Source organism: Agromyces albus (assembly GCF_004134825.1).
In the GTDB taxonomy this organism is placed as follows: domain Bacteria; phylum Actinomycetota; class Actinomycetes; order Actinomycetales; family Microbacteriaceae; genus Agromyces; species Agromyces albus.
In genome coordinates this window covers 43447-60436 of record NZ_SDPN01000016.1, presented here as the reverse complement: position 1 = coordinate 60436, position 16990 = coordinate 43447, and the positions used below count along the sequence as shown (strand labels likewise).

The 16990-nt window shown below is 66.6% G+C and carries 12 protein-coding genes; 7 read left to right on the top strand and 5 right to left on the bottom strand.

Annotation, left to right across the window (positions count from 1 at the left end; translation table 11 throughout):
- Positions 1–46: 46 nt before the first annotated feature.
- The 3 genes from ESP51_RS10355 (at position 47) to mobF (ending at position 6195) form a co-directional block, all read left to right on the top strand.
- Complete coding sequence (locus ESP51_RS10355) at positions 47–1093, top strand: homoserine dehydrogenase (RefSeq protein WP_129520823.1); 1047 nt, start codon at positions 47–49, stop codon at positions 1091–1093.
- The gene (locus tag ESP51_RS10350) at positions 1086–2489 is read left to right on the top strand and encodes an aldehyde dehydrogenase family protein (protein ID WP_129520822.1); all 1404 of its coding nucleotides are present in this window, start codon (positions 1086–1088) and stop codon (positions 2487–2489) included. The genes ESP51_RS10355 and ESP51_RS10350 overlap by 8 nt, the downstream gene beginning before the upstream one ends.
- A 238-nt stretch (positions 2490–2727) precedes the next feature.
- Positions 2728–6195 (top strand): MobF family relaxase, encoded by a 3468-nt coding sequence (mobF, locus tag ESP51_RS10345; RefSeq protein ID WP_479683765.1) that lies wholly within the window; start codon positions 2728–2730, stop codon positions 6193–6195.
- Between the two features lie 119 nt (positions 6196–6314).
- On the opposite strand, the gene ESP51_RS10340 is transcribed toward mobF, so the two are convergent.
- Entirely contained in the window at positions 6315–8360 is a 2046-nt protein-coding gene (locus ESP51_RS10340; protein ID WP_129520821.1) for an ATP-binding protein, read from the bottom strand.
- A gap of 217 nt (positions 8361–8577) precedes the next feature.
- Between ESP51_RS10340 and ESP51_RS10335 the strand changes: the two genes are divergently transcribed.
- From ESP51_RS10335 to ESP51_RS10325, 3 genes are all read left to right on the top strand, one after another.
- Positions 8578–8988, top strand: a complete 411-nt coding sequence (locus ESP51_RS10335) for a sulfate permease (protein ID WP_241843103.1) — start codon at positions 8578–8580, stop codon at positions 8986–8988.
- A gap of 105 nt (positions 8989–9093) precedes the next feature.
- Positions 9094–9360: a hypothetical protein gene (locus ESP51_RS10330; protein WP_129520820.1), complete on the top strand. Its 267-nt coding sequence runs from the start codon at positions 9094–9096 to the stop codon at positions 9358–9360.
- Positions 9361–9365: 5 nt separating this feature from the next.
- Positions 9366–10670 (top strand): hypothetical protein, encoded by a 1305-nt coding sequence (locus tag ESP51_RS10325; protein ID WP_129520819.1) that lies wholly within the window; start codon positions 9366–9368, stop codon positions 10668–10670.
- Between the two features lie 548 nt (positions 10671–11218).
- On the opposite strand, the gene ESP51_RS10320 is transcribed toward ESP51_RS10325, so the two are convergent.
- The 4 genes from ESP51_RS10320 to ESP51_RS10305 all read right to left on the bottom strand — a co-directional run bounded on the left by ESP51_RS10320 (position 11219) and on the right by ESP51_RS10305 (position 15467).
- Positions 11219–11440: a hypothetical protein gene (locus tag ESP51_RS10320; RefSeq protein WP_206737277.1), complete on the bottom strand. Its 222-nt coding sequence runs from the start codon at positions 11438–11440 to the stop codon at positions 11219–11221.
- Between the two features lie 60 nt (positions 11441–11500).
- Positions 11501–13045, bottom strand: coding sequence for a family 43 glycosylhydrolase (locus ESP51_RS10315; RefSeq protein WP_129520818.1), 1545 nt, complete (start codon positions 13043–13045; stop codon positions 11501–11503).
- A 64-nt stretch (positions 13046–13109) separates the two neighbouring features.
- Positions 13110–14135, bottom strand: a complete 1026-nt coding sequence (locus tag ESP51_RS10310; protein WP_129520817.1) for a LacI family DNA-binding transcriptional regulator — start codon at positions 14133–14135, stop codon at positions 13110–13112.
- Positions 14136–14219: 84 nt separating this feature from the next.
- Positions 14220–15467, bottom strand: a complete 1248-nt coding sequence (locus ESP51_RS10305) for an ROK family transcriptional regulator (protein WP_164990483.1) — start codon at positions 15465–15467, stop codon at positions 14220–14222.
- 214 nt (positions 15468–15681) lie between these two features.
- Here ESP51_RS10305 and ESP51_RS10300 point away from each other — a divergent pair, with 214 nt between their 5' ends.
- Positions 15682–16983, top strand: coding sequence for an ABC transporter substrate-binding protein (locus tag ESP51_RS10300; RefSeq protein WP_164990482.1), 1302 nt, complete (start codon positions 15682–15684; stop codon positions 16981–16983).
- Positions 16984–16990 lie beyond the last annotated feature (7 nt).

The window sequence follows — 16990 nt, the reverse complement described above, 5'->3', positions numbered from 1 at the left end:
GCCCGAGAGTTGAGTCATCACCTCAACGCAAAGGAGTTCGTAGGAAATGCGCACCTACAACCTGGCACTCATCGGTTTCGGCGGCGTCAACCGCGCACTTGCTCAGCTCATCGATGAGGACCCCACTCGTTTTAGCCATCTCGGCTTCGACCTCAAGGTTGTGGCGATCACCGACCTCGCCATGGGCTCGCTCGTGCAGGCTGATGGCATTGACGTCGGCACGGTGCTCGCGCTGCGGCGCGGCACGACCTTCGAGCAATTCCCCGGCGGTTCCGCCACTGTGAACAACGAGACCGTGATCCGGGAGAGCCCCGCCGACATCATCGCCGAGGCGACCTTCACCAACCCCATCGACGGTGAGCCCGCGACCTCGCACGTGCGCTGGGCACTCGAGTCCGGCAAGAGCGTCACCACGACCAACAAGGGCCCCGTCGCCCTTCACGGTGAGGCGCTCAAGCAGCTCGCTGCCGACAACGGCGCCGTGTTCGCCTACGAGGGTGCTGTGCTCAGCGGTACGCCAGTGCTCGGACTAGCGCGCCACCAGCTCGCCGGACTGACCATCAAGGGCGTCCAGGGCATCCTGAACGGCACCTCGAACTACGTCATCGGACGTATGGAGGCCGGACTCGCCCTGGAGCAGGCCGTCGCCGAGGCTCAGGCCGAAGGCTACGCCGAGGCCGACCCCACGGCTGACATCGGCGGCTCCGATGTGCAGCTGAAGGTCACGATCCTCGCCAACGAGCTGCTGGGCGCCAGCATCACGCCCGCTGATGTCGACACCACGGGCATCACCGGCATCTCGGCCGACGACATCATCAGCGCCGCCCGGGAGGGCAAGCGTTACAAGCTCATCGGATCCGCGTACCGCGGCGAGGACGGCCGTGTGGTCGCGAAGGTCGCCCCGAACGCGGTGTCTGCAGACCACCCGCTCGCGAACATCCCCGGCGCGACCAACGCGGTGTCGTTCGACACGGATCTGCTCGGCACGGTCACCATCACCGGTCCCGGAGCAGGACGCATCGAGACGGCATTCGCTCTCATTACCGACATCATCGCCATCCACACGCGCGAGAAGGAGAAGGTCAATGTCTGACACGCTCGCCGCAGCCCCTCACGCCCACGACCTCGTCGTCCGTGACAAGTTCACGGGCGACGAGATCGCGACCGTCTCCCAGCTCACGGTGGAGCAGGCGCTCGACGCTATCGCAGATGCACAGAGGGCAACCGTGACGGCTGCAGCCCTGCCGCGCCACAAGCGCGCTGCGATTCTCGAAGGCGCTGCTGCTCTCCTGAAGGAGCGCTCCGAGAGCGTCGCAGACCTGATCGTCACCGAGGCCGGCAAGACCATCCGCCAGGCGCGCAAGGAAGTCTGCCGTGCGATCAACACGCTTCGGCTCTCTGCAGCGGAGGCGCTGCGGAACGCCGGCGAGGTGATCCCGTTTGACTCGTTCCCCGGTGGAGAGAACCGCCAGGGCTGGTACACGCGGGAACCGCTGGGGCTCATCGTCGCGATCACGCCGTACAACGACGCTCTGAACCTTGTCGCGCACAAGATCGGTCCGGCCATCGCCGGAGGCAACGCCGTCCTCCTGAAGCCCGCCCAGCAGACACCGCTCACCGCGCAGCTGCTGGTCGACCTGCTGGTCGAGGCCGGCCTCCCCGAAGAGGTCATCACCGTTGTGCGTGGTAACCGCTACGTGGCTCAGGCTCTCGTCCAGGCGTGGAACGTGCGCATGGTGTCCTTCACGGGTGGTTTCGCCACCGGCCGGGCGATCGCCGCCACGGCCGGTATCAAGAAGCTCGCGATGGAGCTGGGCGGCAACGCCCCTGTTCTCGTATTCGAGGACGCCGACCTGGACCTGGCCGTCAAGGCCTCGGTCTCCGGCTCCTTCTGGGCTGCGGGACAGAACTGCATCGGCGCGCAGCGGATCCTGGTTCACCGTTCGGTGTTCCTGGCGTTCCTGAAATCCTTCGTCGCCGCGACCGAGAAGCTCCTGACCGGCGACCCCCGCCTGGAGGCGACCGATGTGGGCCCGATGATCAGCGCACAGGCAGCTGAGGGTGCCAGGGCGAAGATTCAGGAGGCCGTAGCCTTCGGTGCGGCTCTCCTCACCGGTGGTGAGCTGAAGGGCTCCCTGCTGACCCCGGCGGTGCTCACAGGTGTTCCGCGCACGTGCACGCTGTGGGAAGAGGAAGTGTTCGCCCCCATTGTCATCGTCGAGCCTTTCGACGATGAGGAGTCTGCCGTGATCGCCGCGAACGACGGTGAGTACGCGCTGCAGGCCGGCATCTTCACGAACGACCTGAACCGCGCGCTCCGTGTCGCCGGCGCCATCGATGCGGGCGGAGTGATGATCAACGACTCCTCTGACTACCGCCTGGACGCGATGCCGTTCGGCGGGAGCAAGTACGGTTCCATGGGCCGTGAGGGCGTCCGCTTCGCCTACGAGGAGATGACCCAGACGAAGGTGGTGGCGGTCGCACGATGACCGCGAGAACCGAATCCGACTGACTGGGCCGCCTGCCTCGAACGCAACAGCCGACGCGAGCTGACTTGCGCCGGCCGTATCCATGAACGACCAAGATCCAGCCCTCAGTGGACGTCCTCTGGGATGTCGGCGTCGAGCGCCGCCCCTTCGTCCCTGACCCATGGCGATCCCACGCCTCTTGCAGATCGAGGGCGTGCACCTTCTCCGCGACGGTTGGGGTGGCGCGGTGACGGTGTCGATGCGGGTGATGAGCGCGGGCGACGGGTTCCGTTACCTGCTGCGCACCGTCGCAGCCAACGATGGGGAGCGGTCGCTGTCGACGCCGCTGACGCGCTATTACAGTGCGAAGGGCACGCCGCCGGGGCGTTGGGTGGGCAGCGGGCTTTCCGGCATCGGCGCGGGCTCCATCGCCGAGGGCGCTGAGGTCACAGAATCGCAGCTGCAGTTGCTGATCGGGATGGGCAGGGATCCGGTCATCGGTGAGCCGCTCGGACGCGCGTACCCGACATACGAGCCCCGATCCCGTCGGCGTCGTGCGGTGGCTGGCTACGACTTCACGTTCTCGATTCCCAAGTCGGCGAGCGTGCTCTGGGGCATTGCGGATGCAGCGACGCAAGAGCGCATTGTGCGCGCGCACCACGCTGCCGTTGCGGAGGCGGTCACGTTCCTCGAGCGGGAGGTTGCGGCCACACGCACTGGTGCAACATCCCGCGACGGTGCGGTTGCGCAGGTCGATGTCACCGGCGTGATTGCAACGGCGTTCGATCACTTCGACAGTCGGGCGGGCGATCCGCACCTGCACACGCACGTCGTGATCAGCAACAAGGTGCAGACCGTGCTCGACGGCCGGTGGCGCTCGCTCGACGGCCGTCCGATGCACGCCGCGGTCGTCGCGCTCTCCGAGTTGCACGAGGCGCTATTCGCCGACGCGCTGACCCGCGAGCTCGGCGTGCAGTGGGAGCAGCGGGAGCGCGGTCATAATCGGCATCCGGCGTGGGCGATCGCGTCGGTGCCGGAGTCGCTGGTCCGGGAGTTCTCGACACGGTCGCGCCATATCGACGCCGAGACTGATCGCCTGATCGACGCATTCGTGCAGACGCGCGGTCGCCGACCGAGTCCGACGACGATCATGAAGCTACGTGCGCAGGCGACGCTTGCAACGCGGCCGGCGAAAGAGGTGCGCTCGCTTGCGGACCTCACGGCGGAATGGCGCAATCGCGCGGCGAAAGTGCTCGGCACGGATGCCTCGAACTGGGCGTACACCGCAACTGCGAACCCTGCACAGCAAGCGCTTCGCGCAGAGGACGTGCCCCTCGTCGAGATCGCCGCTCTCGGCGCAAACGTCCTCGCGGCGGTGAGCAAGAAGCGCGCGACATGGCGGCACTGGAACCTCGCCGCTGAGGCCGCCCGACAGACGATGCGCTACCGGTTTGCGTCGGCATCCGATCGCGATGCCGTCGTAGGACTCGTGGTCGATGCCGCTGAGCGCGCGTCGGTGCGACTCAGCCCGCCTGAGCTCGTTTCGAGCCCGGCAGCCTTCCGCCGGGAGGACGGGACATCCGTGTTCCGCCCGAAGCACTCGACCGTGTTCACGTCGACGGAGCTGCTCGACGCCGAGTCTCGGCTGCTCGAACGCGCCGCCGAGAAGACTGGCCCACGCCTAACGTCGACGGTGTTGCGGGAGGTCGCACGCAGGCGACTACCCGGCGGGGGAGTGCTTGCCGATGACCAATTGGTGGCACTCGAGAGGATCGCTGGCTCGGGCCGCGTCGTCGATGTCCTCGTCGGCCCGGCTGGCGCGGGTAAGACCTCCGCGATGAACGCCCTCCGCCACACCTGGGAAAAGGTTCATGGCGGAGCATCCGTCATCGGTCTCGCGCCATCTGCCGCCGCCGCACACGTGCTCGCCGAGGATCTCGGCATCGCTACCGAGAACCTGGCGAAATGGTGGCATGACCACCAGGCACACGGCGCGACGTTCCGGCCCGGACAGCTCGTGATCGTCGACGAAGCATCCCTTGCCGGCACCCTTCCGCTCGACCGCATCGCCACGCTCGCCGCAGCGGCAGGGGCGAAGGTGCTGCTCGTCGGTGACCCGGCCCAGCTGCAGTCGGTTGACGCGGGCGGTGCGTTCGCCCTGCTCTTCCACGACCGGCAGGATGCTCCTGAGCTCGTCGGAGTGCACCGCTTCGTGAACGAGTGGGAGAAGGCCGCATCACTCGGCCTGCGTCGTGGCGATCCTGAATCGGTCGACCGGTACCTCGCTCACGGACGGGTCCGACAGGGCGAGACCGAGGCGATGGCGGATGCCGCGTACCTTGCCTGGCGGGCAGATGCCCGCGCCGGCCGGGCGACCGTGCTGATCAGCGACTCGAACGACGCGGTCGCCACGCTGAACCAGCGTGCTCGCACCGAACTCATCCTCGACGGCCGCATCGACGCGCTCCGCGAGATCGACCTGCACGACGGCACCCGCGCCGCAGTCGGCGACACGATCATCACCAGGCGCAACGACCGCCGGCTGCGCGCGGGGCGACGGTGGGTGCGCAACGGCGACCGGTGGACGGTCTGCGCAGTGCATCGCAACGGCTCGCTCGAAGTACGGCGGCCCGAGCACCGATGGGGGAGCGCGGTGGTCATTCCCGCCGCATACGTCCGGCAGCACGTCGAGCTCGGATACGCCGTCACCTCCTACCGCGCCCAGGGCATCACGACCGACACTGCGCACGTCGTCGCTGCCCCCGGCATGACCAGGGAGAACTTCTACGTCGCGATGACCCGTGGCCGAGAATCGAACACCGCCTACGTCGCCATCGACCGCCCAGACGTCGCGCACGTCGGCCCGCGACCCGGCGACGACGGGGAACCGACCGCGCGGAGCATCCTGTTCGGTGTCCTGCAGCATGTCGGCGCCGAGCAGTCCGCGCACGAGACGCTCACGGCGGAACAGGACACGTGGGGCTCGATCGCGCAACTCGCGGCCGAATACGAGATCATCGCGGCCGCCGCGCAGCACGACCGATGGGTCGCAGTCGTGCGCGCTTCTGGGCTCACGCCGGAGCAGGCGGATGCTGCTATCGAGTCGGATGCCTTCGGGCCGTTGGCGGCGGAATTGCGGCGGGCCGAGTCGCATCATTTCGAGGTCGAGCGACTGCTTGCGAACGTGGTTCGCTTGCGTGGGTTCGAGGACGCGGCGGATGTCGCTGCCGTACTCCGCGCCAGGCTGGCAGCAGCCTTCGCGCAGGGTGCCGGCGCGCAATCCGCTGCCGGTCGGGCGCGACGGAGGCCACGCCTGATCGCCGGTCTCATCCCACAGGCAGTCGGCCCGATGGATGCCGACATGCGGCGAGCCCTGCATGAACGCGCCGATCTGATCGAGTCACGGGCCCGAGCCATGCTTGACCGGTCGTTGGTCGCGGGGGAGGCGTGGACTCGGGCTCTCGGGCAGCCCCCGCGCGCAGACGCTCCTGCCGCAGCTGAGTGGCGTCGTCAAGCGTGCACGGTCGCGGCGTACCGCGACCGGTACGGCATCGTCGGCGCGAGCGCGCTCGGACCCGCACCCGAGACGACCGCGCAGAAGCTGGACGCCGCGCGAGCCCACGCCGCGCTCGTGGCCAGTCGACAGCTGTCAGACCAGCACGCCGCACCTGCCGAGCCACGATCAATTGTCACCGCGCGGGTTCCGTCTGTCGGTCGTCGGTTCTAGCTTGCAGCCAAGGCAATCTCGATCTTGCCCCGCCGCTCGTTTCGATGCGATGCCTCTCGATCAGCGGACGACCTTCATGAGGACCGAGCGAGGCGAGCGAGCTAGTGAAGATGACGGCATCAAGCTATAGGGGCGCTGACCTCGTTCGAGTACACCCCGGCATCTTCTGCCGCCCCTGATCGAGTCGGGTCGTCGCCATTCGCGATCGGGTCGGCGGCGGGCATCAGAACTGTCGGAAGCACCTTCCCGTGGCGCTCGCGCAGGTAGTCGATGCTGGCTACGGAGGTGGGGTCGTAGCCGAGCGCGTCCTTCACAAACTTCATACGGTGGCGCGCATCCTGGATGATCTGCGCCCACGTGACCGCGCGGATGATGACGTGATGCCCTTTTTCGGCGTAGTCCTGGTAGACGTCGTCCGGGAGGTTGCCTTGTCCGAACTTGTGCTTGATACGGGGGTCGATCTCATCGCCGACGATCCAGAATTCCCAGGTCGTATCGACAGCGGCGAACCGCGTGTCGGCGGCCACGGTCTGGGCGTAGTTCTCGATTTGGTCGAGCTGCTCCTTACCGATCGATATGGACGGGCGCTTGAGTTCGATGACGATGTGTTCGCGGTGGTTGCGAGACTGCTCGATGACACGGCTCAGCATCATGTCGACTATTACGATGCGTCCGTCTGCATCGGTAACCGGAGCGTCCAAATCGCTTGGCGCCAAAGTATCGCGTCCGAGCAGTGCCGTGTGTGCCTTAAGGGCCGTTCGAAGGGTGTTGTCGTCGGCCGTGAGGGCGTACTCCTCACGGAACACCCAGGTCTCCTCAGCCAGGATGCGGTGCAGCTGACGGCGTTCGGTGACCAGCCTCTTCAGTTCCCGGTCATTGATGATCTCTTCGAGACCGCTGAGAAACTCGAGTCGACCAACGACCTGGTTGCCCACGCGCAGCAGGGCCCCGAGCGAGGTCTTCTTGATGAGGTCGCTCAGTTCCTCGGCCTGTTCCGGAGTGAGGTTGAGCACTTCCTCCAGGATGTGCCGCACATTGGATGGGCTGGTCTCGACCGCGTTCTTCAGCAACTCCAGGGAGAGTTTGCGCGATGAAAAGTCCGTCTTCTCGACGATCGGCGCCGCCGCCACGGCGACGATGTCGAAGATGCCACGTGCGGCTTCCTCCACCTTGTTCCTCGGTGGCTCTCGGAACGGATACGAGTCCTCGTCCCGCCACTGCTTGATGAGCTTGGCGGAGCGCTCGTCTTCCTTTGCGGCAAAGTGCCTTCTGAGCGCGTCGCGAGTAGCGTCGAGAACCGACTTGATCGGCTCGGGCGCGCTGTCTTCGAGCGTCAGCAGGCTGACGTCTGTCACGAAGCCGGCCCACTTCACGTATCCGGTGAAGTGATAGCCCGGCGCCTGGATGCCGGGCTTCATGTCGTACAGCGAGTTACCTGCAGTGTCGCAGAGATAGAGGTGACGCTGCACCGCCGACTTCCACTCGATCACGGTGAGGACGATCTCGTCGTCGATGCCGTCGACGAGCACCGGGATGTCGACCTGGTCCTTCTTGAGCGCCTCGACGTTGAGGTGCTGACTGCGCCAAGACAGGTTCAGACCGTACTGCTCGATCTGGAGTGCGAACGTCGTGAGGAGATCTTCGGCGACCAGGTCAGACTCCACGTAGGAGGCGCCACGCTGCGAGAGTGCCGCGACCTCCACGGTGACGCCGGTTGGTGTGTCCGGTGCGGAGGAGAGGTCTGAGACGGTGAACCGCTTGAGCTCCGCCTTGTTCGCCGAGATCGAGAACCGCACTCGCCCGTCTGCCGTGCTGTCAGAGACGCTTGTCCAGCGGACGGAGTCACCGATACCCAGTGCAGCCCACCGTCCTTCGCCGCGCTCGCCGTGCAGCGCGCGACCGCCAAGGCTCTGCTGCGTCAGGCGCTTCCACGAGTGCCCGAGCGCGCCAAACGTCTGCTTACGGTCGTCTGGCGCGATGCCGACGCCGTCGTCCACGACCGTGATCTTCTCCGGGCCTCCGAGAGCACCGAACTCGACGTCAAGCGCGATGTTCGTTGCGTCCGCGTCGATTGCGTTCCAGACAAGCTCGGCCAGTGCCACCTTGGGTGTCTTGGCGAGTGTGACGAGGTGCGCGTGTTCGACGACGACGTCGAGATTCTCCATATGCTCAGCATGGCAGGAACCGCAGACCCATTGAGGCTTCAGGCAGTGCGAGTCCCTCGGCCAAATGTCACGGCGGGGGTTCCGTCTGTCGATCGTGAGTTCTAGCCTTCTCCTAAGGCAATCTCTATTTCGCCCCGTCGCTCGTCGCGATGGGATGCCTCCCGATCAAAGGGCGGCCTTCAAGGTTCTTGTTGCCGAACTCTTGGAGGACTGCAGCATGTTCGGATTCATCTTCGCGATCGTCGTCCGCGCCCGGGTCATCCTGCGTCGGCTGATGCCGACGAACCTCGTGCTCGACGCGATCCACACGCGCCGCGGGCTTAAGTGGGGTGTGCCGGCGATGCTGATCGCAGTGCCGTATGGTCTGGCGGCGGTGTACTGCGTGGGGCTGATCGAACGCGGCGCGGCGGGATGGCTGAACCTAGTCGTCGTGCTGTTCGTATGGAATGGACTGAAGTTCCTCGTCGCGGGCCCGGTGACGGTCATCCAGCTGCTCCACGTGCGAGCCCGTGAGGCTCGTGCGCGACGCCTTCCGGTGGCCGGCATGCTCGAAATGGATGTCCCGGCCGAGCGCTCCGACGAGTTGGAGTTCGCCTCGGCAGGCGACGCGGGTCAGCTGAGCCGGTAATTGCTGCAGCCCTTCAGACGGGATCGTTCGGCAAGGCGCATCCGGTGCACCTCCTGTTCGCGTAAGTCTTGTCTCGCACGAGATTTCGCGAGCAGGAGGCTTGGCATGACGATCCCGCAGGAGCAGTTCGACGATCTCCTCAGCCGCACCGCGCTGGCGGCGCTGTTCTATTACCCGGAGATCGCCGTCGACGATGCCGAGTACAACCTCGAGAGGGACATCGCCTACTGCATGGAGCCTGTTTTCGCGTTGGCGGAAGAGGATGCCGCGCGGTTGCGCGTCGCGGTCGGGCGTGTGATCACGAACCCGACGACTCATCGGTCTGAACTGCTTGCCCTGGTGATCGAACTGGCGCCGCCACCGACCGAGTAGCGATCATGAACGGCCCGATCGACGAGGATGCTGCGCCAGGGAACGGCTCGGCCGATCGAGCGGCTGACTTGGACGACGAGGCTCGCGTGAGGAAGCGCGAGCAGAAGCGCGAGCAGAATCGCCGCTACCGCGCGCGTCACCCTGAAGAGCACGCGGCGGGACGCCGTCAATGGATCGAGGCCAACCGCGACCGAGTGCGCGAGACGAATCGGCGCTGGCGGGCAGAGCACCTCGATCGAGCACTCGAACTCAACCGCGACTCGATGCGGCGTTCCACCGCGCGCAAGCGACGAGACGCGGAGCTGCGCGCCCGCGGGCGCGAACGTGCGAAGCGCTGGCGTGAGGCGCATCCCGAGCGAGTGCGCGAATACCAAAAGGGCTGGGTGCAGGAGAACCGCGAGAAGGTTCGGGAGTACTACAACCGCTACTACGCGACGCACCGTGACGAGGTGAATGCGCGGGCCGCAGCGCGGCGGGATGCCGATCCAGAACGGACCAAGCAGGCGCACAAGGAGTGGGCGCAGCGGAACAAGGATCGGCGGGCGGAGCTTCAGCGCGAGCGTCGGAGCGATCCAGAGGTCTACCGGGCCGAGCTCGACGCGAACGCCGCGGCACGGAGGCTAAAGCGTCGCCTCGAGCATGCCGGACTGCCGCCGAAGCGGCTGCATCCGATCACTGCTGCCGAACGTCGGGCGCATGAGCGCGAGGCGGCGGCTTACTTTGGGGAACCGGACCTCTCGGAGCATGTGCGGCAGTTCAGTGTCTTTGCAGCGACTCTCACGGAGCAGATGCTGGAGCGCGGCGAACGGATGCGAGAGTTCGCGGAGGCCTACGTGGCCATGCGGGAGCGGATGGGACTGCCGGCGGTGAATGTCGAGCAGATCATGTACGCCCGCGCAGTTGAGATCGTCACTGACCGCGTGCGGCGCATCGATCTGCTGACGAGCCGGGATGTCGCAGCGGCTGTGCGAAGCACCGATGCGGTTGTGCGCCAGGAGGAGCGGTCGCATCAGTACGAGCAACTGGTGAAGGCTCTCGTCGCACTAGTTGAAAGCCATGCCGAGCGGCTCAGCGAGGAAGCGGCTCTCGAGAATCGGGTACGGCACATTCGTGGCAGGCCGGTCGGGTCGCTCGAGTCGCTCGTTCTGCTGCTTGCGACGAACGAGGTGGTTCAAGAGGTGCCCACAAGTCACCTCAGTGTCCAGGATGCTCAGAGGGCAGCGCGTGAGGCCAAGCTTCGGATTCTGATTGCACACGAACCGTCCACGTTCTCGTCGAGCGATTCTGCCTACCACCGGCCGCTGACGTAGGAACCCCTCAATGGGGTGATCCGTTCACGCGGAGTCGTCCAGATACTTGAGATGCCGCGTGTCGCGCGTCTTCGCATGAGGCAGCATCTGCCACCTCTACGCTTCACCATGAAGTTCGGAGCGTTGACGTGAAGCCCGAAGTCGTTGTGGTCAATGCGCGGTCGAATGATCTGCGTTTCCGTCACCCGTCGATTCCGGTTCTCACAGAGTCTGCGACAACTAGTCCCTCGGCGGGACGTCACCCGGCGCTCGGGTCCGTCATCCTTGACGAAGCCGCATAGAAGGCGTCGCTTTCCGAGGTCTCGCCCCTTGAGGTGTTGATTGAGAGCATTCAAGCAACGAGCAGTGGGCCGCTACTGGAGCGACTCGACGGCATCCGCCACCGCGCGACAGTCAGCGTCACGATGACCCACTCCTTCCACGAGGCCGACCGCACCGGCGCCGCAGACGTTCTCGATGAGAGCCCCCAGGCCGCCAAGAAGCACTACATCCAGCCCGAGGAGCCGAAGCCGATCGCAACGCCAGCGCTCTACCTGCAGGGGTTGGCGTCACGTTTGCAGCTCACCGTGCTTGCGCTGCGTCGAAACCGAGGCCGTACGCTCCAGTGGCCGAGACCCCCCAATTCCCGAGATGAGCATCGAATCGCCCGGCTTCGTGTCGGTGACTTTGAGCGCCTTGCACACGGTCACGCCGGCGGCCACGATGGGCCCGACCGCCGTCACCTCGACACCCTTTGGGATGATCGGGCAGTAGCGGGTGTCCACGAGCATGTACCCGGTCTTGCGAGTGGAAGGCGACGAGGAAACTCCTTCTCACACTTCCCTCTTCATTTAGCTCAGCGACGGTGTGCCGGCATCGAGGACGAGCCGGCCGCCGGCGCCGAAGACGACGGGGCGCAGTCCCGTGTGGCGGACGCGGCCATCGTGGGAGGGCAGGGCGTGGTAGATGAGCAGGTCGGCGCCCGTTTCGTCACGGACGAACATGCTGTGGCCGGGTCCCCATTCGCCGAGTTCCGGGTCCGCATCGAGCACCGGGTAGGGGAGCTTGGTCCATGAGGCCGGGTCGAGCAGCTCTGCATCCTCCGCTGCGGTGACGAGGCCCACGGCGTAGCTCGGTCCTACCGCCGCCGCCGAGTAGGTGAGGAAGACGGTGCCTTCGCGAACGAGGGCGAACGGGCCCTCCACCACGTTGGTCTCGTCGACCTCCCAGCTGTACTCGGGCACCACGATCCGGACGGCCTCGCTGATGAGCCTGGTCGGGTCCTCTTTCGTCGTCTCGGCGATCCAGATCTCGGCGTCGCCGATCACCGGGCTGGTGAACCTCTGCGACCACGCGAGGTAGCTGCGACCCCGAACTTCGAAGTACGTCATATCCAGACTGATGCCCGGGTGGCCGTCGTCCAGTTGCAGCGGGCCACCCGAAGCAGCGAGCACCGGCGCCGCATCGCTCCACGAGGCCGGATCCGCCGGGTCGGCTCCGGCCGGGAGCGACATGGCCCAGGCCTGCACGGCGTCCCACTCCGTGCTGCCCACACTCGGCGCGAACAAGCACCAGAGCCGATCGCCGATGACGTGGAGCTCCGGAGCCCAGAAGCAGCCTTGCAGTGTGACGTCGAGACTCAGGATGCGGTGGTCGTCGGCGTGAGCCAGTTCGTCGATCGTGTCGGCGACGCGCAGGAGGAGCCCTGACGACTCGCGCCGCTCGGCGAAGTGCTCGTCGGTGGCGATGAACAGCCACCGATCGCCCCATCGGGTGATCGTGGGATCCGCTCTTCCCTCGATGAATGGGAAGCGCCGGGCGCGTTCCATATCAGGAGCCATGTGGACTTCGCCCAGCCGATCGAGCAGATCGCGGGCCACCGGGTCCGAGATCTCGACCGAGCGCACAGGGTTTTCGGCGTCGATGGCGAGGGAGAGGTCCTGCGGGAAGCCGGGGCGCAGACCGGAGTCGACGAAGAGCTGCCGGCGGCGGCCGTGCTCCGTCCACCTGATGCGGAATCCCGAGAGGGCCGCCTCCACCGCGGGGTTGCGGGCGTGCGGTGAGATCCCGTACTGGACTCCGTCCAGCTCGCACGAATCGAATCCGATCCCCGGGCGGTATCGCGTGAGCACGAGGGCGTCGACCCGGGAGCTCGCCGGGTCGACTCGCAGCGCCCCGACCGCGAAACTTCCATCGGGCGTCGGGCAGGCCGAGGCCCCGCTCAGCCCCCGTGGCTCGCGTAGCCCGTGAGCGCCGGCCCGCGGTCCGCGAGCGAACAGGATTCCTCGGCCGTGGCGGAGTGCCACGGTCTGCCCATCGCCGGTCGTCAATGAGAGGCCGACGGCGAGATGGAGGCCCGACGGGCGCGGCGGCCACGTATTCTCTGGGGCGGTCAAGTGGATGACGGGCACTGCGGGCCTTTCGTGGGTCGGTGCAGCCGGTGGCGAGGCGCGGGGTCGATCAGCCGAGGGCGGCGGATCGCGTCGACTCCCGGGCGACGATGCGGAACGGGGGAACGAACTGAACCGGCTCGGCCGCATCACCGTCGATCCTCGCGACGAGGAGCTCGACCGCGGTGCGCGCAACGAGCGCGGTGTCGGTGTCGACGGTGGACAGGCTCGGGATCAGGTAACGCGAGAGCATCGAGTTGTCGAAGCCGATCACCTTGACGTCGTCGGGCACTCGGAGCCCCGCGTCGGAGAGTGCTCGGATCACGGCGATCGCGACGTAGTCGGTCGAACAGAAGATGCCGTCGAAACGAAGACCCGAGGCGAGCGAGTTCCCGACAGCCTCGAGCGCGACGGCGAGGTCGAGCTTCGGGATGGAGATCGACAGGGATGCGTCCAGCGGCAGGCTCAGCTCCGCGAGTGCCCGACGGTACCCCTCGTGTCGCAGCGAGGACATGCTCACGTCGGCGTCGGCGTCGGCAACTGCACCGGCGAACACGCCCGCCACTCTGCGGCATCCCTGCTCGTGGAGATGGCGCACAGCCGCCGCGGCTCCTTCGATGTTCGGCATCGCCACGTGGTCGACGGGGCCGTCGAAGATCCTCTCGCCGAGGATGACCATCGGGAAATCCACCGAGAGCAGGTCGGCGTCACGGGAGCCGAGTCCCACGGCGCTCAAGATCAGCCCGTCGTACATCCGGACGCGCGAGTGCGACAGCGCACCCAACTCGTTGTCGCGTGACGCTGACGTCTCCTCGATGACGACCTGGAGGCCATGCCGCTCCGCCTCCGCGACGACGCGTGTCGCGAGATCTCCGAAGTAGGGCCGATCGAGCTCGGGGACGGCGAAGCCGATGGTGTGGGTCCGTCCTCGCCGCAGGTTGCGCGCGGCGACGTTGACGCGGTAGCCGAGTTCGTCGATCGTCTGCAGCACGCGTGCGCGAGTCGTGGCTCGAACCTGCGGGTGGCTGTTGAGCACGTTCGACACGGTCATCGGTGAGACCCCCGCCGCCTTGGCGATGTCGCGGATGGTGACCACTGGCTGCCTGCTCTCTTCGCTGGCCGGGTGCGAAATGTATCGTTACATGTCCTGGTCGTCGACGCAACTCTCGTTCACCGGGCTTCATGCGCCCGCTGTGTCCCTGGCCATCGACTCCGCCCCGAGGTCGAGCAGGCGCTCGAGCGCCGCCGGTGACGAGGAGACACCTTCCAGCACCAGGGCGATCCCGCCCAGCGCGCCCGCGTTGGCGCCGTCCGGAAGCTGCGACGCCACCACCTGCGGCGCGCCTCTGGGTGCGAGCGTGTGACGCACGAGGCTCTCTCGCAACGGTTCGAGCAGCACGTTCCCCGAGGACGCGGTCTCGCCCCCGACGACGACGAGTTCGGGGTTCAGCAGGTTGCAGACGCTCGCGAGCTCGCGTCCGACGACAACGCCGACGTCGGCGAGCACGTTGCCGACCGCCCGGTTGCCGCTGCGCGCGGCGGACACGATGTCGGCGAGGCGGCCGCCCTCTCCGATGACATCGCGCAGCCGATGCCGCAGCGCAGGTCCGCCGGCGTACAGCACGAGACAGCCCCTGTTGCCGCAGCGACATGCGGGGCCGTTGATGTCGATCGACACGTGCCCGAACTCACCGGCGCCCCCGACCGCTCCGCGATAGAGCATGCCCTCGACGACGATTCCCACGGCGAGGCCGCTGGAGATGTTCACGTAGAGCACGTTCGCCGCATCCCGGGCGGCGCCCCATCGACGCTCGGCCAGCGTCTCGAGTCTCACGTTGTTCTCCAGGAGCACCGGCACGCCCAGACGCGCCGACATCTCCTCGAGCGCGTTGACGCCGTGCCAAGGTTGATCGGCGAGTGCGCCGAACACCACTCCGTCGCTCGGATCGATCTGCCCCGGAAGCCCGAAGCCGACCGCGAGGAGTCGACCCCGGTCGCCGCCCGCCGTCGTGAGCGCCTCGTCGAGAGCGCTGGCGGCGAGCTCGGCCCTGCGCCTCCAGTCGTCACCCGGTGCGAGCAGCCTCTGCGCCGTCGAGAGCTCCGCGCCGGCCAGGTCATGGACGCGGGCTGCGACGCCGTCGAGGGTCATGCTCACGCCTCCCGCCCACGCCGCCGTCGAGCTGAGCGCCAGATGGCCGCCGGCGCGTCCGTCGACGTCCGGCGAGCGACCCGCCTCGAGGGATTCGACGAGCACGCCGCGCTCGAGAAGTTCCCGCGTGATGGTCGTCACGGTGGTACGGGAGAGGTCGACACGTCGCGCGATCTCCGCGCGGTGGATGGGCCCGTCCTCCGCCACGACGCCGAGTACCGCAGCCGCGTTTGAGAGGCGAAGAGACCGGAGTGAACCGCCCGATCGATGTACAGTCATGTCCGCTAGTATCTCGCGTCCGCACGTGGTATGTCGCAAACGCCACATTTCCATCTGTGTTGCGAGAGTTGACAAACTTTCCGCAATGACTTTCAATGGGCGAACACTTACCGACTTTTCGCGAACACAGTGTTCGCGTCGGATACGTAGCGACGGAGGTACGTCAATGTCCCATCCCATTCCCTTGCACAGCACAGCAACTCGTCGGCGTTTCATGGCGGGTGCCGCGGTGGTGGTCGGCGCGCTCGTGCTGTCGGCCTGTGCAGCGGCCGCGGACTCCACTGGTGGAGGGCCCGGCGGCAAGATCAGCATCATGGCCAACAGCGGCGAGATCCTGCCGGAGCAGATCGAGGCGTTCACCAAGGAGACCGGCATCGAGGTCACCTTCTCGGAGTTCGACCAGACCAAGCTCAACGCGATGATCGCGGCCGGCAAGGCGCCTGACATCATCCGGGGAAGCGGTGCCGCTGAGACACCGTACCTCGGCACTCGCGGCCTCGCTCTGCCGCTCGATGACTACATCGCCGACAGCGATGTCATCGATGAAGACGACCTCAATGTGCTGGGCGACGTCTGGAAGTGGGACGGAGCGACTCAGGGCGAGGGTCCGCGGTACGGCCTGATGAAGGACTACTCGCAGGACACCACCATCTGGTACAACAAGAAGGCCTTCGAGGCCGCCGGACTCGAGGTGCCCTCCGACGACACCCCACTCACCTACGACGAGATCCTCGAGCTGGGCAGGAAGCTCACCATCCCGGGCGGTGACGGCACCGTCACGCAGTACGGCACGTGGACGCAGCTCCCCGGCATCGAGATCCTCTCGAGCATGGTGGCGACGGCCGATGGGCAGATCTTCGCCGACGATCTGCGTTCGGTCGACTTCACGTCGCCCGAGGCCCTCAAGGCTCTGCAGTGGTATGTCGATGCCGGTCAGGCACGGATCGGCTACTCCCTCGTGGACGTGAACCCCGACGGCTGGGACGGCCCCCCTTTCGCTTCCGAGAAGATCGCCATGACGCAGAACGGCTACTGGTTCTCGGGAATCGTCGGCGGCTCCGAGACCGCGCCCGAGTGGGGGCGGCTGGCACCTGCGCCGGTGCTCGGCTCGACGCGCTTCAGCCCGACGACAGGGGCCACCGGTCACTACATCTCGGCGTTCTCGAAGAATCCCGACGCGGCGTGGGCCTTCCTGGAGTATTACACGGCGGGACAGCCTGGCATCGATCGTGCCAAGGCCGGATGGGGACTTCCCGCGCTCAACTCGCTGCGGGAGTACCTGCCGCAGGAGCTCGAGTACCAGAAGCTCGCCCTTGCCACCCAGGAGAAGGAAGAGGCGTACGCGGGAGTGCTTCAGTTCTCCCCGTTCGTGCAGACGTCGGCTGCGAACGCCGTCATCCAGGAGATTGTGCCGAAGGCGATCAATGGCGACATCACGGTGCGTGAGGCCGCTGAGGAGATCACCGAACGGACCAACGAGCTCATCGACCAGGGCATCGAGCTCACGGAAGGCTGAGCGAGTC

What these genes read in the sequence shown, in the direction of transcription:
- mobF (WP_479683765.1), top strand. Translation starts at nt 2,728, where the DNA reads ATGCGGGTGATGAGCGCGGGCGACGGGTTCCGTTACCTGCTGCGCACC.
- ESP51_RS10350 (WP_129520822.1), top strand. Translation starts at nt 1,086, where the DNA reads ATGTCTGACACGCTCGCCGCAGCCCCTCACGCCCACGACCTCGTCGTC.
- ESP51_RS10340 (WP_129520821.1), bottom strand. Translation starts at nt 8,360, where the DNA reads ATGGAGAATCTCGACGTCGTCGTCGAACACGCGCACCTCGTCACACTC.
- ESP51_RS10320 (WP_206737277.1), bottom strand. Translation starts at nt 11,440, where the DNA reads ATGCTCGTGGACACCCGCTACTGCCCGATCATCCCAAAGGGTGTCGAG.
- ESP51_RS10305 (WP_164990483.1), bottom strand. Translation starts at nt 15,467, where the DNA reads ATGACTGTACATCGATCGGGCGGTTCACTCCGGTCTCTTCGCCTCTCA.
- ESP51_RS10355 (WP_129520823.1), top strand. Translation starts at nt 47, where the DNA reads ATGCGCACCTACAACCTGGCACTCATCGGTTTCGGCGGCGTCAACCGC.
- ESP51_RS10335 (WP_241843103.1), top strand. Translation starts at nt 8,578, where the DNA reads ATGTTCGGATTCATCTTCGCGATCGTCGTCCGCGCCCGGGTCATCCTG.
- ESP51_RS10325 (WP_129520819.1), top strand. Translation starts at nt 9,366, where the DNA reads ATGAACGGCCCGATCGACGAGGATGCTGCGCCAGGGAACGGCTCGGCC.
- ESP51_RS10330 (WP_129520820.1), top strand. Translation starts at nt 9,094, where the DNA reads ATGACGATCCCGCAGGAGCAGTTCGACGATCTCCTCAGCCGCACCGCG.
- ESP51_RS10300 (WP_164990482.1), top strand. Translation starts at nt 15,682, where the DNA reads ATGGCGGGTGCCGCGGTGGTGGTCGGCGCGCTCGTGCTGTCGGCCTGT.